This is a genomic window from Paenibacillus shirakamiensis (assembly GCF_017874255.1).
GTDB lineage: Bacteria > Bacillota > Bacilli > Paenibacillales > Paenibacillaceae > Fontibacillus > Fontibacillus shirakamiensis.
In genome coordinates this window covers 106,683-130,497 of the sequence record NZ_JAGGLD010000007.1, presented here as the reverse complement: position 1 = coordinate 130,497, position 23,815 = coordinate 106,683, and the positions used below count along the sequence as shown (strand labels likewise).

General features: G+C 44.9%; 20 protein-coding genes and 1 pseudogene. 19 read left to right on the top strand and 2 right to left on the bottom strand.

Features of this window, described 5'->3' with window-relative positions; genetic code table 11:
• Positions 1 to 7: 7 nt before the first annotated feature.
• From J2Z69_RS16545 to J2Z69_RS16495, 11 genes are all read left to right on the top strand, one after another.
• Positions 8 to 1,990, top strand: a complete 1,983-nt coding sequence (locus J2Z69_RS16545; RefSeq protein WP_209865172.1) for a DHH family phosphoesterase — start codon at positions 8 to 10, stop codon at positions 1,988 to 1,990.
• Positions 1,987 to 2,433: a 50S ribosomal protein L9 gene (gene rplI, locus J2Z69_RS16540; protein ID WP_209865169.1), complete on the top strand. Its 447-nt coding sequence runs from the start codon at positions 1,987 to 1,989 to the stop codon at positions 2,431 to 2,433. Before J2Z69_RS16545 ends, rplI begins: the two co-directional genes overlap by 4 nt.
• A gap of 1 nt (position 2,434) precedes the next feature.
• Entirely contained in the window at positions 2,435 to 3,796 is a 1,362-nt protein-coding gene (gene dnaB / locus J2Z69_RS16535; protein WP_209865166.1) for a replicative DNA helicase, read from the top strand.
• 181 nt (positions 3,797 to 3,977) lie between these two features.
• On the top strand, positions 3,978 to 5,264 hold the full coding sequence (locus tag J2Z69_RS16530; RefSeq protein WP_209865164.1) for an adenylosuccinate synthase: 1,287 nt from the start codon (positions 3,978 to 3,980) through the stop codon (positions 5,262 to 5,264).
• A 176-nt stretch (positions 5,265 to 5,440) separates the two neighbouring features.
• Positions 5,441 to 6,127, top strand: a complete 687-nt coding sequence (locus J2Z69_RS16525; protein WP_209865161.1) for a hypothetical protein — start codon at positions 5,441 to 5,443, stop codon at positions 6,125 to 6,127.
• Positions 6,128 to 6,389: 262 nt separating this feature from the next.
• Complete coding sequence (locus tag J2Z69_RS16520) at positions 6,390 to 7,868, top strand: peptidoglycan DD-metalloendopeptidase family protein (protein WP_209865158.1); 1,479 nt, start codon at positions 6,390 to 6,392, stop codon at positions 7,866 to 7,868.
• Between the two features lie 184 nt (positions 7,869 to 8,052).
• Positions 8,053 to 8,775: a response regulator YycF gene (yycF, locus tag J2Z69_RS16515; protein ID WP_209865155.1), complete on the top strand. Its 723-nt coding sequence runs from the start codon at positions 8,053 to 8,055 to the stop codon at positions 8,773 to 8,775.
• A gap of 1 nt (position 8,776) precedes the next feature.
• Positions 8,777 to 10,594 (top strand): cell wall metabolism sensor histidine kinase WalK, encoded by a 1,818-nt coding sequence (walK, locus tag J2Z69_RS16510; RefSeq protein WP_245339414.1) that lies wholly within the window; start codon positions 8,777 to 8,779, stop codon positions 10,592 to 10,594.
• Entirely contained in the window at positions 10,591 to 11,862 is a 1,272-nt protein-coding gene (locus J2Z69_RS16505; RefSeq protein ID WP_209865153.1) for a YycH family regulatory protein, read from the top strand. Before walK ends, J2Z69_RS16505 begins: the two co-directional genes overlap by 4 nt.
• Positions 11,863 to 11,942: 80 nt before the next feature.
• Entirely contained in the window at positions 11,943 to 12,677 is a 735-nt protein-coding gene (yycI, locus tag J2Z69_RS16500; protein WP_209865150.1) for a two-component system regulatory protein YycI, read from the top strand.
• 13 nt (positions 12,678 to 12,690) lie between these two features.
• Positions 12,691 to 13,497: an MBL fold metallo-hydrolase gene (locus tag J2Z69_RS16495; RefSeq protein ID WP_209865147.1), complete on the top strand. Its 807-nt coding sequence runs from the start codon at positions 12,691 to 12,693 to the stop codon at positions 13,495 to 13,497.
• On the opposite strand, the gene J2Z69_RS16490 is transcribed toward J2Z69_RS16495, so the two are convergent.
• Positions 13,466 to 13,672, bottom strand: a complete 207-nt coding sequence (locus tag J2Z69_RS16490; protein ID WP_209865144.1) for a hypothetical protein — start codon at positions 13,670 to 13,672, stop codon at positions 13,466 to 13,468. The two genes, J2Z69_RS16495 and J2Z69_RS16490, sit on opposite strands and share 32 nt — an antisense overlap.
• A gap of 601 nt (positions 13,673 to 14,273) precedes the next feature.
• Between J2Z69_RS16490 and J2Z69_RS16485 the strand changes: the two genes are divergently transcribed.
• The 8 genes and pseudogenes from J2Z69_RS16485 (at position 14,274) to rlmH (ending at position 22,693) form a co-directional block, all read left to right on the top strand.
• Complete coding sequence (locus J2Z69_RS16485; RefSeq protein ID WP_209865142.1) at positions 14,274 to 15,530, top strand: S1C family serine protease; 1,257 nt, start codon at positions 14,274 to 14,276, stop codon at positions 15,528 to 15,530.
• A 15-nt stretch (positions 15,531 to 15,545) separates the two neighbouring features.
• A complete protein-coding gene (glpK, locus tag J2Z69_RS16480; protein ID WP_209865139.1) occupies positions 15,546 to 17,036 on the top strand; it encodes a glycerol kinase GlpK in 1,491 nt (496 codons plus the stop codon).
• Positions 17,037 to 17,146: 110 nt separating this feature from the next.
• Entirely contained in the window at positions 17,147 to 18,886 is a 1,740-nt protein-coding gene (locus J2Z69_RS16475; RefSeq protein ID WP_209865137.1) for a glycerol-3-phosphate dehydrogenase/oxidase, read from the top strand.
• A 114-nt stretch (positions 18,887 to 19,000) separates the two neighbouring features.
• Entirely contained in the window at positions 19,001 to 19,168 is a 168-nt protein-coding gene (locus J2Z69_RS16470; RefSeq protein ID WP_209865134.1) for a CxxH/CxxC protein, read from the top strand.
• 229 nt (positions 19,169 to 19,397) lie between these two features.
• Positions 19,398 to 20,405 carry an agmatine deiminase family protein gene (locus tag J2Z69_RS16465; RefSeq protein WP_342591607.1) on the top strand — a complete coding sequence of 336 codons (1,008 nt, stop codon included), beginning with the start codon at positions 19,398 to 19,400 and terminating at the stop codon, positions 20,403 to 20,405.
• A gap of 388 nt (positions 20,406 to 20,793) precedes the next feature.
• Complete coding sequence (aguB, locus tag J2Z69_RS16460) at positions 20,794 to 21,669, top strand: N-carbamoylputrescine amidase (RefSeq protein ID WP_209865128.1); 876 nt, start codon at positions 20,794 to 20,796, stop codon at positions 21,667 to 21,669.
• 207 nt (positions 21,670 to 21,876) lie between these two features.
• A pseudogene (locus tag J2Z69_RS16455) lies at positions 21,877 to 22,110 on the top strand (serine hydrolase domain-containing protein); the annotation flags it as partial.
• Between the two features lie 103 nt (positions 22,111 to 22,213).
• A complete protein-coding gene (gene rlmH, locus J2Z69_RS16450) occupies positions 22,214 to 22,693 on the top strand; it encodes a 23S rRNA (pseudouridine(1915)-N(3))-methyltransferase RlmH (RefSeq protein ID WP_209865121.1) in 480 nt (159 codons plus the stop codon).
• A 136-nt stretch (positions 22,694 to 22,829) separates the two neighbouring features.
• Here the strand turns inward: rlmH and J2Z69_RS16445 are convergent, their stop codons facing one another.
• Positions 22,830 to 23,705 (bottom strand): Abi family protein, encoded by an 876-nt coding sequence (locus tag J2Z69_RS16445; RefSeq protein WP_209865118.1) that lies wholly within the window; start codon positions 23,703 to 23,705, stop codon positions 22,830 to 22,832.
• Positions 23,706 to 23,815: the final 110 nt, after the last annotated feature.

Here is a 23,815-nt window from a genome sequence, read left to right as displayed (position 1 = left end):
GGAACGTATGCCAAATTTATTGCAAAAGCGGTGGTACGGGTATCAGACCGCGTGGGCATTTATGCTCCAGCTCCTGCTGGTCATCTTCATATCCTATTCTAACTGGATTCTAGGACTTGTGAGTCTATGCTTGGTCTGCGCACTCGCGTACGCGATGCTTCGCACAGAACGCAAATTTCGGAAGGAACTTGAACAGTATATTTCTGAATTAACGTTTCGTGTCAAACGGGTGGAAGGAGAAGCGATTAGTCGCTTGCCTTTTGGTGTTCTTTTGTATGCGGACAATCGCACCGTAGAATGGCACAATCGCTTCGTAACGGGAATGTTCGGTCGTGGAAGCACCGTGATTGGGCAACCGTTATCAGAACTTCTACCTATGGTTCCTCAATTCTCTCGAGATAAGAAGGAAAATGAAGGACGAACTACCTTAGAAGTAGTAGTAAATGACAGAAATTATGAACTTACAATTCAGAATGATGAGCGTATGATCTATGTACAGGATATGACGGAACTTGCCTCGCTTCGGGATCGATATGAAGATGAGCGAATGTCCTTTGGTATCATTATGCTCGATAATCTAGATGAAGCATCGCAAGGGATGGACGATCAGCAGAGGGCTGCTTTAATTGCAAGGGTTGCTTCCGTCTTGACTGCTTGGGCGAAACAATACCGTGTCTATCTTAGAAGGTTATCTTCTGAACGTTACTTAATGATGTTGAATCAAAAGTCGTTGAAAGACCTTGAGCTCAGTCGGTTCGTGGTTTTGGATGAAGTAAGGGAACTTACAGCCGACTTGAAAGTGCCGATGACACTCAGCATTGGACTTGCCTTTGGCCCGAGCAGTGTTAGTGAGCTAGGAGAACTTGCCCAGTCAAGTCTAGACATGGCACTAGGCCGGGGTGGGGACCAAGCTGCTGTGAAATCAGGGCAGAGACTTTCCTTCTATGGAGGAAAGACTACGGCAGTAGAGAAACGTACCCGTGTTCGTGCTAGAGTTATTGCGCATGCCCTGCGGGATCTGATGCAGGAGAGTGATCGTGTAATTATTATGGGGCATCGCGTACCCGATCTGGACGTACTCGGTGCTTCGATCGGGGTACTCAAAGCTGCAGATATGTATAAAGTTGAAGCCTACATCGTACTGGATGGGAGTAATCCAGCGATTGAACGAATGATGGAGCGAATAGATAAGGATGAACCGCTTAGACGTCGGTTTATAAGCCCGGATCAAGCTATGAGTCTTATGACGGAGAACACCTTGCTTATTGTTGTGGATACCCATAAGAAGTCCATGACCATGGAGCCTGCGCTCGTTGATCAGGCCCGGAGAGTGGTAATTGTGGATCATCATCGGCGCGGTGAAGAATTTATCAACGATGCTGTGCTTGTCTATTTGGAACCCTATGCTTCTTCTGCTTGTGAGTTAGTTACGGAGTTACTGCAATACATTCACGAGAAAGTCCAGCTCAGTCCACTGGAAGCTACAGCGTTATTATCGGGAATTACGGTAGACACGAAGCATTTCGCTCTTCATACCGGTTCTAGAACGTTTGAGGCCGCAGGTTTCTTGCGCAGAAATGGTGCAGACACCGTAGTAGTGCAGCGAATTCTCAAAGAAGATTTGCAAGAATATATTGAAAAAGCTGAAATTATCAAGCATGCACGTATGATCCATGGTCATATTGCACTAGCCGTAACGGAATCGAATCGAAAGATTCCACAGTTGTTAATTGCTCAAGTGGCAGACACCTTGTTGAATATGACGAATGTTCTGGCTTCCTTTGTGATTAGTGCACGGCCCGATGGCATGATTGGAATCAGTGCACGTTCACTCGGAACAATGAATGTTCAGGTTGTGATGGAAAAGCTCGGCGGCGGCGGACATTTGACGAATGCGGCGGCCCAATTAGAAGGTACACAGGCTGACGCGGAACGAAAACTTCTGGAAGTACTGGATGAAATCGAAAGAGAAGAGGGGTTATTTGAATGAAAGTTATATTCTTGCAAGATGTAAAAGGTCAAGGTAAAAAAGGACAAGTTAAAGAAGTATCTGAGGGTTATGCACAGAATTTCCTATTTCCTAAGGGTCTAGTGAAACATGCAACCGATGGCAATGTAAAAACACTTGAAAATCAATCTGCTGCTGAATTGAAACGCAAAGAGCAAGAGAAGGAAGAAGCCGTACAACTTGGTAAAAAGCTTGAAGAAATGACGGTAGAACTTAAGGCTAAATCTGGTGAGGGTGGACGCCTATTTGGGGCTATTACGAGCAAGCAAATTGCGGAAGGTCTCCAAAAACAACTGGGTATTAAAATTGACAAACGTAAGATGGAACTAAGTGAACCTATTCGTACGCTTGGGTTAACTCAAGTTGTAGTTAAACTTCACCCTGAAGTGAAGGGGACACTTAAGGTCCAAGTTACGGAGGAATAAGATGGGCGGAGAGTTATTTATCGATCGGATACCTCCTCAAAATCTGGAAGCGGAACAGGCGGTACTCGGAGCCATTTTGCTTCAATCCGAAGCCTTGATTACGTCGATGGAACGGGTAAGAACCGAGGATTTCTACGATAAGGCTCACCAGATGATATATGAGGCTATGTTAGAGCTGGGGGAAGATAACAAACCTATCGACCTGGTGACCCTTACCTCAAGGTTGCAAGACAAGGGCGAGCTGGAGCAGATTGGTGGCGTGAGCCACCTAGCTAGACTTGCACATGCTGTTCCAACGGCGGCTAATGTAGATTATTATGCACGAATTATTGAAGAGAAGTCGATGCTTCGCCGCCTTATACGTACCGCTACTCAAATCGTGAGTGATGGTTATACTAATGGCGAGGATATCGGCGGGATGTTGAGTGACGCAGAGCGCCGTATCCTGGAAATATCGAATGGACGTTCAGGTAGCGGCTTTATTGCGATCCGGGATGTGTTGATGGAAGTGTTCGAACGTGTGGAATTACTTCATCAGAATAAGGGGAATACTTCAGGAATCTCCTCGGGATTCTCTGATCTAGATAAAATGACGAATGGATTTCAGCGCAACGATCTGATTATTGTAGCAGCTCGTCCATCGGTAGGTAAGACGGCGTTTGCTCTAAATATTGCGCAAAATGCAGCGGTTAGAAGCCGTGAAACTGTGGCCATATTTAGTCTCGAGATGTCAGCAGCTCAGCTGGTTCAGCGGATGATCTGTGCAGAAGCGAATCTTGATGCGGGTGTTATGCGAACGGGCGAAATCAAGAGTGATGATGACTGGTCTAAGCTAACTATGGGGATCGCAGCACTATCAGAAGCCGATATTTATATCGACGATACACCGGGTGTGACTGTAGCTGATATTCGTGCGAAATGTAGACGCTTGAAGAAGGAGAAGGGCCTCGGAATGATCGTCATCGACTACCTTCAACTTATTCATGGGCGGGGCAAAGCCGGAGAGAACAGGCAGCAGGAAGTGTCTGAGATTTCGCGTACACTGAAGCAAATTGCCAGAGAATTAGAAGTGCCTGTTATTGCCCTCTCCCAATTAAGTCGGGGAGTTGAGCAGCGTCAAGACAAACGTCCGATGATGTCTGACCTTCGGGAATCCGGTTCCATTGAGCAAGATGCAGATATTGTAGCTTTCTTATACCGGGATGATTACTACAATCAAGAGACGGAGAAAAAGAATATTATCGAGATCATTATAGCCAAGCAGCGTAATGGTCCGGTGGGTACGGTAGAACTCGTCTTTCTCAAAAATTATAATAAATTCGCAAACTATGAACGAGCCCATTCCGATCCTTTTGCGGGTTGAGTTAAATTCCGAACAATTCCACATTCTAGTGTGGGATTGTTCGCTTTTTGATTTGACTTTGAAAAATCGGGCTGGTACACTGGTATTGCTGCTTTAGAGCAGTACATTACACAGTCACTTACAGTTAATGAAATATAAAATAAACAAACAGGTGCAGTACGCACCGGGCGGAGGAATGTTCATGTCAACAGTAGTCGTTGTGGGAACACAATGGGGAGACGAAGGTAAAGGAAAAATCACGGATTATTTGGCGGAGAGCGCTGATGTGGTGGCTCGTTATCAAGGTGGGAACAATGCTGGTCACACCATACTCATTGATGACAAGAAATATAAGCTTAGCTTAATTCCGTCCGGTGTCTTTTATGAAGATAAGAAATGTGTCATTGGGAACGGAATGGTCATTAATCCAGCGGCTTTAATTGAAGAAGTGAATTATATTCATGCTAATGGATTTAGCACGAAGAACCTGCTTATTAGTGATCGTGCGCATGTCATCATGCCCTATCATATGGTTCTGGATATTTTAGAAGAAGACCGCAAAGGTCCTAACAAAATTGGTACCACTCGTAAAGGGATTGGTCCTGCATATATGGATAAGGCTGCGCGGAACGGCATTCGGATCTCTGATCTATTGGATGCTGAGGAATTTGAGCTGAAAGCTCGTCATATGGTCCAAGAGAAAAATCACATGATTCAACAAGTATATGGTGCAGATCCACTAGATATCGAGGAGATTTTGAAGCAGTATCTAGAATATGCTGAATTCATTCGCCCTTATGTAACCGATACGTCTGTTGTGCTTAACGATGCGATTGATGCAGATCAAAAAGTGTTATTTGAAGGTGCTCAAGGCGTGATGCTGGATATCGACCAAGGTACGTACCCTTTCGTAACCTCATCTAACCCTTCGGCTGGCGGAGTGTGTATCGGTTCAGGCGTTGGACCTTCGAAGATTCAACAGGTCATCGGTGTTGCGAAATCCTATACTACGCGTGTAGGAGATGGACCTTTCCCTACGGAGCTACATGATGAAGTAGGCGATATGATTCGTGAGACTGGACATGAATATGGAACGGTAACGGGACGTGCTCGCCGCGTAGGTTGGTTTGATAGTGTAGTAGTTCGTCATGCTCGCCGTGTGAGCGGAATTACCGGTCTATCGCTGAATTCCCTAGATGTTCTTACAGGACTTGAGACCGTGAAGATTTGTACAGGATACAAATACAAGGGAGAAGTCATCACACACTATCCAGCGAGTCTTAAAATGCTTGCAGAATGTGAAGCGGTCTATGAAGAGCTTCCAGGCTGGTCTGAAGACATCACGGGCGTGAAGACGCTGGAAGAACTACCAGAAACCACGCGCAATTATGTGAAGCGTGTATCTGAACTTACTGGTATTCCAATTGCGATCTTCTCCGTTGGACGGAATCGGGAGCAGACGAATCAAGTAATGCCGATTTACGAATAACCAATATAGGGATTAGAGCAAGGCCTCCTAGTTATAGGGGGCCTTTTTTATTGTAATTACACATTGGTATTGGAATGTTTTTTGATAGAGGAGGTAGAAAAAGCTCTTTATTCGGGAATACTAGAGACTGCGTGGATGACATCATTCATAGATTAAGAGGAGGGAGCAAGGAAACAATGAAGTGGTTATCAAGATTGCTTACCTTAATGCTGACTATGATTCTAGTATGTGCCTTAACGGTGCTGACAACAGGGTATGTCGTAAATACCTACATCCAGTCCCTAATGAAGAGCTTTAATATCTCTTGGAAAGGGCAACCGTCTGGATTAGGCGATGTATTGCAGGGAGTTACAGGTAAGGGCGGAACTAAAGCGGATTCTAAGACTGCAGATCAGATAACAAAATCTAAGACTGATCCTGTAGCAGGGTCACAGTCCAATAAGATCGAGGCAGATCCCACAACACCTTCTGCATCTATGATTAAGCCATCAGGTAGCTCAGGAATAGATGGAAAATCGAATGAACCTCATTCTCCCACGTCAGACGAGCAATCAGGACAGACCCCTCCGAAAGATGCGTTGCCGGTTATGGGGAGTACCGATGAGGAATCGAAGGCTGCAGAGGATAAAATCGTAATTAGTCCAGAAGATTTAGCAACAATGAAAAAAGAATTACCGGATCAGGATAAAGAGGAAGTCTTCAATATGCTCATGTCGAAATTACCTCAGAAAGAAATGCAGTCTATCACGGCCATGCTTGAGGGTGGAATTACAGAGAGTGAATTCATTCAGATTCAGCAGATGATGTCTACTGCTCTGAATAAAGAGGAATACGCAAAAGTCATGAAAATTTTAAAAAAATAGTCTAAATCTTAATAGAACGAACAAGTTTACTAGAAAAATGTATATATAATGAGAACAATAAACTAACTCAGGTAAATTAGACCATGCCCAAAAAACTCGCATTCTATGCGGGTTTTTTCTGTTTTTCACCAAGTTGATCTGCCTACTTCAGTTGTGATAAAGTTAGTAACGTGTCAAAAAGGTTAAAATTTTGATACTTTTTGGCATGATATGCCATGACGCACTGAAGTAACAATTCTCTGTTCATGAAAAGGAGAGCATAATGAAGGGCAGCAATGGAAAAGGGTTTCAATCGATATGGAGCCAAGCTAAAGTAAAACGAAGTGTAGCCGTCTTAGCAGGGGCAATTTTGACTGCAGGAGGCGTATTTTTTGCAGGACATCAATATGTGGGAGCAAATAAAGTCCCCTTTTATAGAGTGTATATGGAAGGTCAAGAGATTGGAACGGTCAGAAAGCAAGAAGATCTAACTGCATTCTATAAGCAAAAGCAGCAATCGCTTGAACAGCAGTACCCTGAGGCCAACATTGAGATCGACACAGATGGTATAACTGCTGTACTGGATCAAGCTTATAAGGCTGATGAACAGATGGAACTTGGTGATGCAATTGCGGTTCTAGACAAAAGATTAGTTCCCACTTCGGCTGGAATTGAAATTAAAGTCAATGGACATGTAGTCGGACTGGTCAAAGATCAAGCTACTGCCAATCAGGTTCTACAGCAAGTGAAATCTAAATATCTCCCTCAAACCGCTGTTCCTGCTATGAAGTTACAGCGTACCGCATATATACCCAATACAAAATCCGATGATAGTGCACCTGAGGGTATAGTAGAATCCTCGGCCATTATGGAAAAGGTGGTACGTAATTCTGTAGAGACTACACCATCTAAGATTATGACTGCGGAAGCGGTCGTTCAGCGGCTTACAGAAAAGAAGCAAATTTCTACTACGTACGAAGTACAGGATGGGGATACAGTGGGTTCTATAGCCAAGCGTACTGGCACTTCGGAGCATGTCCTTTTTACAATGAATCCGGGTATTCAGGAAACGCGTTTGAAGATTGGATCAGAACTCAAGCTTTCGGTACCCGATTCGTTAGTGACAGTGAAGACAGTAGAGAGAATATCAACAGAAGCTGCCAGTGAGCCGTTCGTCGAAGTGAGAAAGACGAATGAGCTTAACCAAGGGACAAGCAAGGTAGTCGCCGCTGGGGTAAATGGTCGTAAACTTATGACCTTCCGCGTGGTTAAGGAAAATGGACAGGTCGTAGGACGTCAATTCATAAGTCAGCAGGTCACTCAGGCTGCACAGCCTAAGGTAGTCCTGCAAGGAACCAAAGTGATTGCCAAGGTAAAAGCAGCATCCATTTCTTCTGGGTTGTTCGCTTGGCCGGTATCAGGGCACTCCATCACCAGCAAATTTGGGGTGCGCTGGAACAAACTACACAAAGGTCTAGACATCATTTCCTCGAATCGAAGCATTCTAGCGGCGGATAGTGGAAGAGTGACCTTTGCAGGTACGAGAAATGGGTATGGGAATTGCATTGTAATTAGCCATGGTAATGGATATGAGACCTTATATGGACATCTAAGTAAAATTAGTGTGAGACAAGGCGAACGTGTAGATCAAGGCGATCGCATCGGTACAATGGGTGATACAGGTCATTCCTTTGGCATACATCTGCACTTTGAGATTCATAAAAACGGTACACTGCAAAATCCAGTAAAATACTTGAATTGATGCGGCTGTCCTTTATGGAATATTTCCATAGGGGGCAGTCTTTTGTATGTAATTGCACAGAACGGACGAATAACTGGATGGTTTTGGATATTTTTATGGACAACTCGTGATGCAGACGTCTAGGTATGGTAAAATGATAACAGCTTGGGCGAAGGTCTGAATTAGATGGGGTGAATTAGAAAGAATGCATGGAAAAATTCTAGTAGTGGATGATGAACAACCGATTGCGGATATTCTGAAATTCAATTTAGAAAAAGAGGGGTACGAAGTCCTTCTCGCCTTTGATGGAATTCATGCGGTGGAACTGGCGTTCTCCGAGCGACCAGATCTTATTCTACTCGATCTGATGCTTCCTGGAAAAGATGGAATGGATGTATGCCGCGAAGTGCGTGCCAAGCTGGAGACACCCATTATTATGCTCACCGCCAAAGATGGCGAAATCGATAAAGTACTGGGTCTAGAACTCGGTGCAGATGATTATGTTACTAAGCCTTTTAGTACAAGAGAACTGCTTGCGCGGGTAAAAGCTCAAATGCGCCGGCGTCAAAGTAAACCGGAGGATACGGAATCATCCAATGAATCGGCAAGACAAGGACTTCACTTGTTTGATCTATTTATTGATACAGATATGTATACGGTATACAAGGACGGGCAACCGCTGGATCTTACGCATCGTGAATATGAGTTAGTCTATTACATGGCCCGGAATGCTGGCAAAGTCATGACAAGAGAACATTTGCTGCAAGCCGTATGGGGGTTCGAATATTTCGGAGATGTCAGGACGGTCGATGTCACCATTCGGCGCCTACGTGAAAAGTTAGAGAATGATCCGAGCAAACCGGAATATATTCTGACACGCCGAGGGCTAGGCTATTTGGTTCGAACGACTAAGGCGGGTGGGTTGTAGCATGATGTTCAAGCTACGCTCCTTTTTTAGCACTATTCAAGCCAAACTTATTATTATATACGTACTTTTAATCCTGATCGCCATGCAGTTGATCGGGGTTTATTTCGTCAGTGCTATGAAGAATTCCTTGACGAGCAATTTTACGAAGGAATTAAAGGATCGAGCAGTCCTGCTCTCTGTATTAGCGGCTCAGAACCTGGGAAGTACAGGCGGGGATGAGGCCTCACGTGATAATCTTGGAGTCTTGGTGAAGAATTTATTCAATCAGCCAAGTACAGAGATTCAAGTGTTAGATGCTACGGGAAAGGTGCTTACCACCTCCTCCTCAGGCGCAGATTATGTGAACCGAAAAAATACACAGACTGTGGTCAGTATGGCTTTGCAAGGGATATCAGACAATGAAGAGAACATTATTGATGATGATCATGTTCGTAAGAAGGTTGTAGCTAGGCCCGTCATTATTGATGGGAAAGTAGTGGGAGCGATCTATATCGCTGCGTCAATGACAGAGCTGTATAACACAATGGATCGGATTAATGGCATCTTCATCTCAGGTATTCTGATTGCGCTGGGTCTAACGGCTGTGCTGGGCGTTATACTGGCTCATACGATTACCTCTCCGATTAAGGAACTTACAAGGCGGGCTACAGCCGTAGCAGAAGGTCAATTGTATCAACAGATGCCTGTTCAGGGTAGCGATGAGATTGGGCAGCTCAGTACAGCTTTTAACTATATGACGAGTCGATTAAGGGATGCATTAGCTCAGAATGAAGAGGAAAAAGAGAAGTTGGCCTCTATTCTTACCAATATGAGTGACGGAGTTATTGCTACGGATGAAGTAGGGACGATTATTCTAATGAATCGGCGGGCCTCGGCGATGCTATATACGGAAGAAGATAAGCTGGGAACGGGAATGCTACATTTACTTGGCATGTCCGAGGAGGGTCATCTTGCGTTTGCTCGTGGAAGCTTACCAGCTTCTATATTAGAAATTGCAACCCCTGAGGGAAGCAAGTCGCTGATTCGGGTTACCTTCACTCCGATTCATCGGCGAGAGATCGGCATCATTGGGACCATTGCTGTGCTACAAGACGTAACGGAACAAGAGAAGCTGGAAGCATCACGGCGAGAATTTGTAGCGAATGTCTCCCATGAACTTCGTACACCGTTAACGACGATTAAGAGTTATACCGAGGCGCTAGAGGACGGTGCACTACAAGATCCCGAACTTGGGCCGCGTTTTGTGGGTGTTATTCAAAATGAGACCGAGCGCATGATTCGTCTCGTTACAGATTTGCTGCATCTCTCGCGGCTTGATTCCAAAGAATCTCCTCTTCGTATCCAGCGGGTCGATCTGATTGAGATGCTGGAGGAAGTGGCGGATCGGTTCTCATTCCAAATGCAGGAGAAAGAAATTCAAATTGCCATTCGTATTGAAAATGGCCTGCGCCACGTATGGTTCGACCGGGATCAAATTGACCAAGTGTTGGACAATCTGATCTCGAATGCGATGAAATATACGACGGAAGGGACTATCCGTATTCAGGCAGCAACTATCGCAGAAGGGTATCTTTCCATATCGGTAGAGGATACGGGCGTAGGGATCCCCAAAATGGATTTAGAGCGAATATTCGAGCGCTTTTATCGTGTAGACAAGGCACGTTCACGTAATATGGGAGGCACAGGGCTTGGTCTCTCCATTGCCCGGGAAATTGTAAAGGCACATGGAGGAACAATCTCATTAGAATCCGAACTGGGCAAAGGTACTAAGGTTACTTTTACGCTGCCTGCGGGTCCTGAAAGGGGTGCAGGACAATGAAGGAGCGGGTTAAATCCCTGATGCTTGTCGCATTGGTCGTGTGCAGTCTGATTCAGAGTTATTTTTTAATCTACCGCTTGCCAGGCAATGAAAGAGTGGTTCGTACTGAAAGCGATTATGTACAGACCGAAATCATGGGTGCTCAGGCGAAGGTAGAGGAGGTCATTTTTCCTCAAGATATCATTGTTCATCTGGGAGATAGCAAGCATACGCTCTTTTATCCGAATACGAATTTCTATAAGCTTATTCTGTCTAGGCTGCAAGGTCGTCAGTTCGATGGATTTCAGCGCTATACGGCTACTAATCTGAACTGGAATACCATTCGGGAGCAAAATGAAGGCATTGAACTTCGTTTTGGCCGTGGAGTGCCCGTAGGCGTCTTACAAAAAGTCATGCAGATCAGCAATGATTCTATATTTGAAGATGAGAGTATCAATCGAATCTTAATATATAACGTGAAAAATGAGGATAAAGTCCGCGTCTTTTTCTTTAGTAGCCAAGCAGGAGTAATTTATGAGGCAACCAATGCTGATCTTACGGTTCAAGATGTTCATCAGCAGATTAACTTCGGCAAGGCTTGGACGCCTTATAGATTAGTAAATGGTATGTATTATATACCTGAAAAAAATATAGATGCTCTGGATCTCGTTGTACAGACAGGGACCTATACCAGTGATCAAATGCAGCGAAGCTTGTCTTTTGATCCTAGCATTACACGTTATATACAGGAGCGTAATGGTTCGGAGATCTATACTGATATCAAACGCAGTCTGCAGTTCAGACAGCATCAGAACTGGATTAGCTATACCGATCCGTCCCGAAGGGCGGGCAGTATCAGCCTCAATAAGGATGCATTATCTGCGGTGGACTTTGTGAATCAGTACGGGGGATGGAATGGAACGTATCGTATGGAGGTCACTGAGGAGTCAGATCAGCAGAGCCGAGTACTATTTCAGCAGTATTATGACTGGTTACCTATATTGGACCTTCCCGGCTTCCGTTATGGAACGATGCGGCTGGATATGCGACAAGGCGCACCGACTAGTTATGAACGGTCACTGATCTACACCAAGGATGAGAAATCAGAGAAACGAATTCGCGTTCTACCCGGAGGCGAAGTACTAAATAGACAGATTGCGGACAAAGCGAAAGGGCAGGAAGTGAGCGCCCTCTATCCAGCTTATCAGCCTATCTATTCAGAGAAGGGCTTAAGGCTGAAGCCTGTATGGGTTATTTTGCTGGGAAGTGGAGAACGTATTGTACTTTAATTACTGAGGAAGCGTTATATCTCATAAAAGCAATAAAGGAAGAGTAAAGGAAATATTACATGGGGGAAGGGGCTGGAGGAATGCATTGGGGAAGGGCTAAGAACGTATTAATCTATGCATTTCTACTGCTCAACTTAGTGCTTGGTTATCAGCTGTGGAATGATCTGGATGATCAGAATGATTCCAGCCTGGATCTTACGTCTCTAGCGAATAGCATCCAGAAGCAGATGGATGAGAAGAGCATCGAGCTTCGCACCTCCATACCCAAAGACACTCCGGCACTTCCGAAAATTAATTACCGATTATTGCAGCAAAATAATAGACGACTGCCAATTCAGCTAAGTCAACCTGTAGATAGTAAGCTGATTTTTAATCCAACTGAACTTATAGCAGCACTCAAGCCGTCGATTCCTACGATTCAGAACTATCGTTATGATGCCCATGGCAGCCGAGATGGGGTCTTCGTTCTCCATCCACTCATTGATGAGAAGTGGCCGCTTTTTAATATGAATTTGGAGCTGAATTATAGCAATCAGAAGGTAGCCTCCTATCAAATGAGCAAAATTGAGGTCAGTGAGATGGATGAAGAGGATGTGCAAAAAGTATTATCTGCTTCCAAAGCATTGGGCTTGTTAATAGAGAAATTTCTACCCAACAATACAAGTGTGGTAGATGTAGAGCTTGGCTATTACGGAGAAGTATTCAACTCTGATGCCCAAGTGGCAGCACCAGCATGGCGGTTTACAGTAGAGAGCGGTCAGTATTACTATGTGCTGGGCGGCGGAGAAGTGATCAGCCCGGGAACGGGAAAATGAAGGAGTTTTTTAGATGGGTATACAATTCAGTGTGTTGTCTAGTGGTTCTACGGGCAATGCAACCGTTGTAACGGATGGACAAGTGACGCTTCTGATTGATGCGGGATTTAGTGCGCGGCGGATTGTGGAACTGCTAGCTTCTCGCGAAGTTACGGGGGATCAGCTGAACGGAATTCTTGTGACCCATGAACATTCCGATCATATTAAGGGTATTGGTGCAGTGGCACGCAAGTTTAAGCTTCCGGTGTATGCGAATGAGAAGACATGGGCGGCAATGTACAAAAATGTAGGGCCTCTTCCCGATGAGCAGCGTATCGTATTTGGCACTGGGGAAGCTCGGGATTTTGGATCTTTACACGTAGAGTCCTTTGCTATTTCCCATGATGCTGCGGAACCGGTAGGGTATTGTTTTCAAGATGGCAAAGAAAAACTTAGCGTAGTCACAGATCTAGGGTATGCGAGCGATAAAGTGAAAATGATGATCTCTGATTCGGATGTGATGGTCCTTGAAGCGAATCATGATATAGAAATGTTACGTATGGGAAGATACCCATGGAATATCAAACGCCGCATTCTAGGTGATATGGGCCATTTATCTAATGAAGCGGCTGGAGAAGTTCTAAGCGAACTACTTACTGGACGCGTAAAGCGGACCTATCTTGCACACTTAAGCCGGGAACACAATATGCTGGAGCTGGCTAAAATGTCGGTCCGAGGTGCGATGGAAGATCGAGGATGCTTCTATAAGGATAGTGAATTCCGTCTATGTGAGACGTATTATGATCGTGCTACACCTTGGGATAAGGTGGGGGAGCCATAAAAGGGTCCAGTTCCCCGGCCTTCTTCTGGATATCTTCACGTGTAATGATTTGTTTTTCAATTAAAAGCTCGATCAGTACGCTGAGGGTTAATACATTGTGGTAGTGCTCATCCTTCAAATCAGCTAATTTTGCTATAAAGTTCACATCGTTCATGGCAGATGAGTAGCGGTCCATCATTTCATCTCCTTGGCGGTTTTTTTTACTATAATGTGCATCTTGGACGGGTAAGTGAAGGGATTTTGGGGTAATGGTTCATAAGCGTTAAAATCATCAAATATTGGAATTCAATTAGCGTTATTTTCCATGAATACCCTTTCGTTAATTCTCCTTTTACGTTTGGTAAGTATGATAGAATGGATATAGTTAACATGGCTTGTACTAGTGTAGTCTTAGTAGAGGCAAAACATTCCTAAAGCATCCTTTTCATTTGAAAATAAATGGTTTATTCAGGAACTATTCTCCTTTTAGATACGTCAGAAGTATGCAAGTGTAATCGGAATTCAGGGTAATGAAAAAAAAGATCGCGAAGAGCCCTTCATCTATGTCTAGTGAGATGTATGGACTGCATAACATGAAGAGGAACTCTTTACATACCAATAAGGCCTCAATATATAGATCGCACCGCATATTCATGTGTACCACTTCGTCGCCCCTCCAAAGTTCATCGGCTGAGCGCGGCCAAAGAGCATTCAGGCAAGTGACATTCAGCAAGAGTAGATCCTTACAACAAGAAAGATTGAACCGGGAGCGCATTAGCGGAGGGAGAGAAACACGGATGGGATTATTTGACGACGACTTTTATTCTACGAAAGTATCCAAGAGATTAAGCCGCAGACCAAGTTCTGAAGAGGGTTGGTCTGCGGCTAAGCAACGTAAAGGACTTACCACCCTACAAGTTTCTTTAATTTGTTCTGTATTGAGCGCTGTTGTCGCTGTGACCTTATATAGTGTTGTCTTGGATTCCCCTTCAAAAAGTGCAAGTACAGCCCTAAGTAGTGGGCTTATTCATAAGACGGACCGTGACCCCTATGAACGGATTGTGCAAGCGGCAGCGAAAGTTCGTCCATCCGTCGTAAGTATCGTGAACCACCGGGATGCGAAACCTTCAGCGAATCCAGAAGATGCAGCGCTTGGATCAGGTGTGATTTTCAAGAAAGAAGGGGCAAAAGCCTACATCATTACCAACGCTCATGTTATCGCCGAATCAGAGAATCTAGAGGTCGTGACTGTAGATGGAGATTCCAAAACTGCAAAAGTGCTAGGGAAAGATACAGTGAGCGATCTCGCAGTGCTTGAAGTAGATGCAGATGGCATCAATACTGTCGCAGACATGGGAGATTCTAAGAAACTGCGTCTTGGAGAGACGGTGATTGCGATTGGCAATCCGTTAGGACTCGGCGATTCACTGACTTCGGGGATTGTTAGCTATCCGAACCGTGTAATTCCTGTATCCTTGAATCAAGATGGGGTATACGACTGGGAGCAAGAAGTTATTCAGACGGATGCGGCTATCAACGAAGGGAACAGCGGCGGAGCACTTGTGAACCTTGATGGTGAAGTTATTGGTATTAATACGATGAAAATCTCAGACACGGGTGTAGAGGGAATTGGATTTGCTATCCCTGCGGACGATGTGATGGATACCGTGCAGAATCTATTGAAGAATGGGCAAGTTGTTCGACCTTACCTGGGCGTGTATTCTCTGGATGTGAACAACACCTACTCCCCACTTACAGCAGAACAGAAGAAAGAAATGAATTTACCTGCCGATGTGAAGGAAGGCGTACTTGTACTTGAAAGTCATGGCCCTGCTGCTAAGGCTGGTATGAAGCTAAATGATGTAATCACAGAACTAGATGGCAAAGCGATTGTGTCTACCATTGAACTTCGTAAATATTTATATGAACAGAAAAAAGTTGGCGACGATATAGAAATTACGTTCTGGCGTGGGGGCAAGCAGATGACGCTTATGGCGACTCTGACGGTGAAGCCTGCGACTACAGATGAAGAGAACCCAGATACTCACAAATAAGAGGGGTGCCTGCCTGTGGATACTTATATATTGTCGTTGGATCAGGGAACAACCAGTTCTCGTGCGGTACTATTCGACAAGCAAGGAAGTATTGTCTATACTGCGCAGCATGAGCTCTCTCAATATTTCCCCAAACCCGGTTGGGTAGAGCAGAAAGCCGCTGAAATTTGGAGTTCAGTACTCGCAGTTATCGCTTCTTGTCTGTCGGAATCCGGCGTTAAGCCTTCGCAAATCGAAGCGATTGGTATTACCAATCAGCGAGAGACGACCGTAGTCTGGGATCGCGAGACAGGAACCCCTATCTACAATGCGATTGTATGGCAATCCAGGCAGACGATGGAGATCTGTGAGGAGCTTAAAGCAGCGGGCTGGAACGAGCTTTTCAAGCAAAAAACAGGTCTTCTTATTGATGCCTATTTCTCAGCAACCAAGGTCAAATGGATCCTAGATCATGTCGAGGGCGCACGGGACAAAGCGAATCGAGGGGAACTGTTATTCGGAACGATGGATACTTGGCTCATCTGGAAGTTATCCGGAGGTGCGGTGCATGTAACCGACTACTCTAATGCTTCGAGGACACTGATGTATAACATTCATGAGTTATGTTGGGATGAAGAGTTGCTATCTATTCTGGACATTCCAAAGTCAATGCTTGCTGAAGTCAGACCTTCTTCTGAAGTCTATGGTCATACAGCAGACTATCATTTTTTTGGACGCGAAGTTCCGATTGCCGGTGCGGCAGGAGATCAACAAGCAGCATTATTTGGTCAGGCATGTTTTGAAAAAGGCATGGTGAAGTCTACCTATGGAACGGGATGTTTCATGCTAATGAACACAGGCACGAATCCTGTGATGTCGGAACATGGACTTATCACAACCATTGCTTGGGGATTGGATGGTCAAGTAGAGTACGCACTAGAAGGAAGTATATTTGTGGGTGGCTCAGCCATTCAATGGCTGAGAGATGGACTCCGCATGTTTCGTCATGCAAAGGATAGTGAGGCCTATGCTACACGCGTGGATTCGACAGAAGGTGTCTATTTGGTTCCCGCATTTGTAGGGCTAGGAAGTCCTTACTGGAATAGTGAAGTCCGCGGTGCGATGTTCGGTATAACCCGAGGAACAACCAAGGAGCATTTTATTCGTGCGACACTTGAGGCGCTTGCCTATCAGACCAAAGATATCTTACATGTGATGGAACAAGACTCGGGTATTTCCGTATCTACGTTAAGGGTCGATGGGGGTGCAATTACGAATAACTTTTTAATGGAGTTTCAGTGCGATATGCTAGGGGTGCCTGTCGAACGCCCTGTTATTCATGAGACGACTTCGCTAGGAGCGGCATATCTTGCGGGATTGGCTGTTGGTTTCTGGAAAGATCGCGCAGATATTTGCGATAAATGGGCTATGGATCGGCGTGTTGAACCTACCATGACTGAGGCGAGAAGAGATGAGCTGTATAGCGGATGGACGAAGGCTGTTCAAGCTGCAATGAGCTTTACATAACCACAACGAAGATACCACATCACTCCGAACATGAACGCTTTGCGTCTGGATATGTGGTTTTTTGTCGTAGATATTGAAGTTCGTGATTAGAGGTAGGAGGGAAAGAGAGCATGGCTGGGGCATTCTCAAGTCTACATCGCAGAGCAATATTGGAGAGTATGGCACGCAGCACATTGGATGTATTAGTCATTGGTGGGGGAATTACGGGATCTGGTATTGCCTTTGATGCAGCTTCGAGGGGCATGAAGACGGGGCTACTCGAGATGCAGGATTTCGCTGCGGGCACGTCGAGTCGCTCGACGAAGCTAGTGCATGGCGGTCTTCGGTATTTGAAGCAGTTTCAGGTGGGCTTAGTAGCTGAAGTAGGAAAAGAGCGGGCGATTGTATACGAGAACGGTCCTCACGTGACCACCCCGGAGTGGATGCTGCTGCCTATCTATCGCGGAGGTACATTTGGACGCTTCACTACTAGAATGGGGCTCAGGCTTTATGACTATTTGGCTGGTGTGAAGCGGGAGGAACGCCGCAAAATGCTGTCGATTCAAGATACATTAGAGCGGGAACCTTTATTGAAGGAAGCGGGTCTAAAGGGTAGTGGATTATATGTAGAATATCGAACAGATGATGCTCGTCTTACGTTAGAAGTGCTTAAAGAGGCGGTGCGACAAGGAACGAAGGCCGTGAATTATGCCGAAGTGCAAGGGTTCCTTTATGATCAAGGTAAAATTACTGGAGTTCGCGTTCAAGATGCTGTGAGTGGCAAGCAATATGAGATTCGGGCTCGGCGCATTGTGAATGCCGCAGGTCCTTGGGTAGATCAACTACGCGAACTGGATGGCTCCAAAAAGGGAAAGCAATTGCAATTGACCAAAGGTGTTCATCTGGTCATGGATCAGAATTTCTTCCCACTTAGGCAGGCCATCTACTTCGACCATACTGATGGAAGAATGTTGTTTGCTATTCCTAGGCAGGGCAAGACTTATGTCGGAACGACTGACACCGTCTATACTGCGGATGTGGCGCATCCCCGGATGTTCGAGGAAGATCAAGCCTATATTTTGAATGCAGTAAATGCTATGTTCCCGCAGCTTCAGCTAACGAGTAATCATGTCGAATCTAGTTGGACGGGACTCAGACCGCTCATCTCAGAAGAAGGACGCGGACCCTCTGAAATCTCTCGCCGTGATGAGGTGTGGCAGTCTCCCTCGGGACTTATTACCATTGCGGGCGGCAAGCTAACAGGATATCGCAAGATGGCAGAGTCTGTTGTGAATCGGGTAGCTAAGCAGCTGGAAGCGGAAGGCAGTCCAACTTATCCGATTTGTCTTACAAAGCAGTTACCTATTTCGGGAGGACAAGTGGGTGGTGGTGCGGGGTTCGCACAGTTCTTAAAGCAAGCAACCCAAGAAGGGGAGCGCAGGGGATTATCGACGGAATTAGCCCACTGCTGGGCTGAGCGATACGGCTCCAATGTGTCGATGCTTTTCCGCTTGGCTGAACGACTAGGTGCGGGGCGACATGCGGGGCGTGCAGTGCCAGTAGCGGCTCATGCGCTACTTCCGCTGGAGGTACTAGTTCCATTGATGTATGCCATCGATGAGGAAATGGCGTGGAAGCCTTCAGATTTCTTCATTCGGCGTACGGGTGCGCTTTATTTTGACAGGGATTGGGTACATAAATGGAAGAACCCTGTCACGGAGTATATGGCCCGGACTTTAAAATGGACACCTGCGCAGGCCAGTGCTTATCGCTATGAACTTGACCAGTTGCTTGAACAAGCGGTACAGCCTTTACCTAAGAATCCTATATTCGAATCACCGCGAGAGCTTGAAATGGAAGGGCAGAAGTGAACAGGGAGGTTTTCTTTTGCTGTCAATTATGGTAGAACTGAAAGAGAGAACTAGAAACTTAACGGAATGACCATACTAGCAAGATGCAAGCACAGAAAGGATGCGCTTTGACTTATGTACGTTGTATGCAAGGATCATGTAGAATTAGCGATTGATATGTTCGTGGACGAATTTGAGGATGCTCCCGATATCGTGGATTTGAAGGAGACGGAATTCTCGGACTGGGACCCGCCTGTCAAATGCTCGCAGTGCGAAGAGGCTGCTGTGTTTCTCGTGGTATAATGCAACGCTTCAGCATAGATTTCGATTAAGGGCTCTATACGAGGGCCCTTTTGTTATGTCCAAAAAGATGTCCAGCCATGTTTCCAATCCCTATGTCCAGACGGGGATGTATCATTGAGGGTTAAGTGCTTTTAAGGTATGATGGTAGACGGTAAGACGAGCTAGATTATACGTGATGAAATCTATGATGAAGTGAGTGAATGCTATGAGTGAACATATAAGTTATACGATGCCGCCCGAGTGGGCTCTACATGAACGTACATTTATCTCTTGGCCAGTGCAGGATTCGATGGTCTATCCTGAAGATCATACGAAAGTGACCCAAGGATATGAGGATCTGATTAAGGCCATTGCGGAATTCGAACCCGTGACGGTCATTGTGAACCCTGCGGAAGCTGAAGCTATTCGTGCCCGTTTTACGGAAAATAATATCGATCTACTAGCCATTGAGCACAATGACGCTTGGTTCCGGGATAATGGTCCAACCTTTGTCTTAAATGACCAGCAGGAGATTGCCGGTGTGAATTGGGAGTTCAACGCGTGGGGCGGGAAATATTCGCCTTGGGATCTAGACAATGCAGTAGCCTCGCAGCTCCTAGCCCATTATGGGGTGAAGCAGTTGGACGTACCTATCGTACTCGAAGGAGGCTCCATTCATGTAGATGGAGAAGGGACACTGCTTACTACGGAAGAGTGTCTGCTGAATGTGAACCGAAATCCAGAGCTTAGCCGGGGAAAAATTGAAGAACAGGTCAAAGAAACCCTGAACGTCCAATCCGTAGTCTGGCTGAACCGAGGTCTCGATGGCGATGAGACCGATGGGCATGTGGATAATGCGGCCTGCTTCGCAGCACCGGGCCATATCGTTCTTCAAGTATGTCATGATCCCGAAGATGAGAACTATGCCATTACACAAGAAAACTTGGAAATATTGCGGAATGCTAGAGATGCGAAAGGTCGTACTTTTCAAATCACAGAAATTCAGCAACCGCCCAAGACGTTCTTTGAGGATCAGCGTCTGACGCTCAGTTATTTGAACTTCTATTTCGTGAATGGCGGCATTATCTTGCCGATTTTTGGGGGAACAGCAGCCGAGACCGACCGTCTTGCTCAAGACGTGCTTCAGCGCACCTTCCCTGATCGCCGCATCCGCACGATTGACGGCATGTCGATTATTAAAGAGGGCGGCAATGTCCACTGCACCACGCAGCAGATGCCTGCAAGTACGCGGGGTTAAGTTAAAAAATACGCGAACTCTCGTGTGTTACTTATGGATCGTATGGTGCCATGATGATGGAGAATAAAGAATAAAGAATAAAGAATAAAGAGTAAAGAGTAAAGAGTAAAGAGCGAGTGAAGATTTTAGAGTAAGGATAAAAATCGAGTAATGATCAGAGGAAGACCATAAATCTTCGAGCAAAGATGATACAAGATAGAAAAGTATAGATTAAAAGAGAATAAATAAATTGTGAAGATCAAAAAATCATCATGAAAAATCATAATTATAATTAAAATGAAGATAAAAAATTAGATTAATATAGCAGATAAATGGCGGTTCTTTTGAGCTATGGACATAGTTTTATTGAAATAACTGTTTTGAAATCTTACAGCGAGGTGATTGTACGATGAGAAAGGTAACCGTAGCCGCTACACAAATGAGCTGCTCTACCAATATGGATGAGAATATTGCTAAGGCGGAGAAATTGGTTCGTGAAGCCGCAGCAAAAGGCGCTCAAATCATTTTGATTCAGGAGTTATTTGAGACCCCGTATTTTTGCCAGAAAGAGAAGGCGGACTATTACGTCTATGCGACGGAGCTTGAGAAAAACAAGGCTGTGAATCATTTTAAAGCTATTGCGAAAGAGTTAGAACTCGTATTGCCGATTAGTTTCTACGAGAAAAAGAATTACGCTCGGTACAACTCGCTTGCGGTGATTGATGCCGATGGTGAAGTGATGGGATTGTATCGCAAGAGCCATATCCCAGATGGACCAGGGTATGAAGAGAAATTTTATTTTAACCCAGGGGATACGGGCTTCAAAGTATGGAATACACGATATGCCAAAATTGGCGTAGGTATTTGCTGGGATCAGTGGTACCCGGAAGCGGCACGCTGCATGGCTCTGATGGGTGCAGAACTGCTATTCTATCCAACCGCAATCGGCTCTGAGCCGCAGGATGGGGACATTGACTCGAAGGATCATTGGCAAATGTGTATGCTTGGCCATGCCGCAGCGAATCTGATGCCTGTCATTGCATCGAACCGAATTGGACGCGAAGAAGATGAAGAGTCCAGTATTGATTTCTACGGTTCTTCATTTATCGCAGGGCCGCAAGGCAACCGCATTCAAGAAGCTGGACGCGATGAAGAGACGGTACTCGTGGCAGAATTCGACCTCGATCGTCTGGAGCGAGATCGAATCGAGTGGGGTGTGTTCCGAGATCGTAGACCGGAGCTATACAAAGCGATTGCTACGTATGACGGGAATCAAATCGTATAAAATAAATGGAGACCATGAACCGGCGTAGAGGCTGGGGTTCATGGTCTTTTTTAGTGTCCGTTTTTTTGTATCCTTAGACTAAATACGGGAGTGAAGGTAACTAATTGATTACCTGTATAATTGGATGCTATATAAAACTATCGCGCAGAGATTTTAGTATTCATTTCACAAGTTAGTAAATGATTCAGTTAAATTATAAAAGAAAGTAGTTGGATTCGAGCATCAACAGCTATGAATGCTAATAAATACGGCTATTTCTGGTGGTTAGGGCAGGAAGAAGACGAAAGGGTTACTTTCTTAGCGGTAGGCGATGGAGGTCATGTTATTTGCTGTATTCCTGAGCTAGATGTAGTCGTGGCTATTGCATCAGAATTCATTCCTAGTCCCCGTGATCGGTGGATTCTAATCAAGGATTATATCATTCCAGCTATAGTAGACTAGGTATGTAAGAAATGAGATTAACCGGAAGGTCGCTACCTTTATAAGCATAGATGCACATGTTAAAATGAACCTCAACGAAGATAACTAAAGGGGCGGCCGTGCAGTGAATATACAAATGATATGTGTAGGAAAGTTAAAAGAAAAATACTTAGTACAGGGCATTGCGGAGTACAGTAAACGGCTTGCGCCCTATGTGAAATTATCCATCCATGAAATTCCCGATGAGAAAGCTCCCGAGAACATGAGCGACGCAGAAATTCGCCAAGTCCAGGAGCGAGAAGGGACAGGCATCTTGGCCCATATAAAGCCCGAGACTTACGTCATTGCCCTTGCGATTGGCGGTCAATTGTGGTCTAGCGAAGAACTCGCTTCCCACTTCGACAAGCTGGGTACCTACGGTACAAGCAGCATTGCCTTTGTCATCGGCGGCTCCAACGGACTGTCGGACGAGGTACTACGCCGCGCCCAGACGAAGCTCAGCTTCGGACGCATGACCCTGCCGCATCAGCTGATGCGCTTGGTGCTGGTCGAGCAGGTGTACCGTGCGGTGAAGATTAATCGGGGGGAACCGTATCACAAATAGTGGTAAAGCGGAAGATAGAGCTAGTAGTAAAATTAAATGAAATATAGGTATAAAAAATGTGACCCGAATTAACATTTTAAAGTGTTAATTCGGGTCACATTTTCAAATTGAGAGCTGTTCGAATGAATGTCCATTCTCACTTTTTTTCTAACAATCGGTGCCATTCCTCATTAAATCCCAATAATCGAATATCTACTTCTCTGTACTCTGTTATTAATGCTTCTAGCTTAGTGACCCAAGTGATCCAGATGCTATCCTTAATGAGGTACTTCAAGTTAAATATAACGGCAAAAAGTGTTCTATTAGTTATATCCAAATTCCTATCGATTGAACGAAATTTGATATCCAAACTTAGCGATTGATTAAACAGCCTGCTGTAGTGTGCGCAGCGATTTCTAACAACACTCAAAAGATGCAGCCAGTTAGATATTTCAGTGTAATCCAAACCTCTATAAAACGTCTTAGCGATGCTTTTTTGATTGTCGAGCAATAAGTTTTTATAAAGCATGGAAATAGACGAAAAAGTTAATACTTCAAAAGCAACCCATGAAGGAAATTGCCCTTGGTAACGTGTTCGATGCCATTCTATAAATGGATCTTTTGATTTATCAATTGATTTCGTCAGCTCATTAATAAACGTTTCATGATTAATCAGATTTCTAAAATGAGAAGAATTTTGATAACCTAATGGTCCAAAATTATTAGCGATTTCATGTGCGATATGGGTTCTAAATGCGATCTCGACATGCTCTATTATTTCCATTAAGATATTTCTTAATTTACTGTCAAATTCGTAATGGCGGTATATGGTTTCAAATGTAGTTCCAGGTGTAAAAATATCATTCTTTTTGAATGTCAATGCATATGCAGTTAGACGATAATAGCTTACTCGTTTTAGTATTTCTAAAGCTTCACTATCATCACTTACAATTAATCCTCGCTCCTTGAAACGATTTAATTGCTGGTCATAAGGAAGCGGCGGCTTAACTTGGGGTTGCTGAGCATCACTCATGAATTACTCCCATATAAAAAAATGGCTCGCCCTTATTACGCATGCTTTTTTCAAAGCAGAGGCTCGGCGAGATCTGTTGAGCTAATACTAATTGAAATTGATTTGTTTGT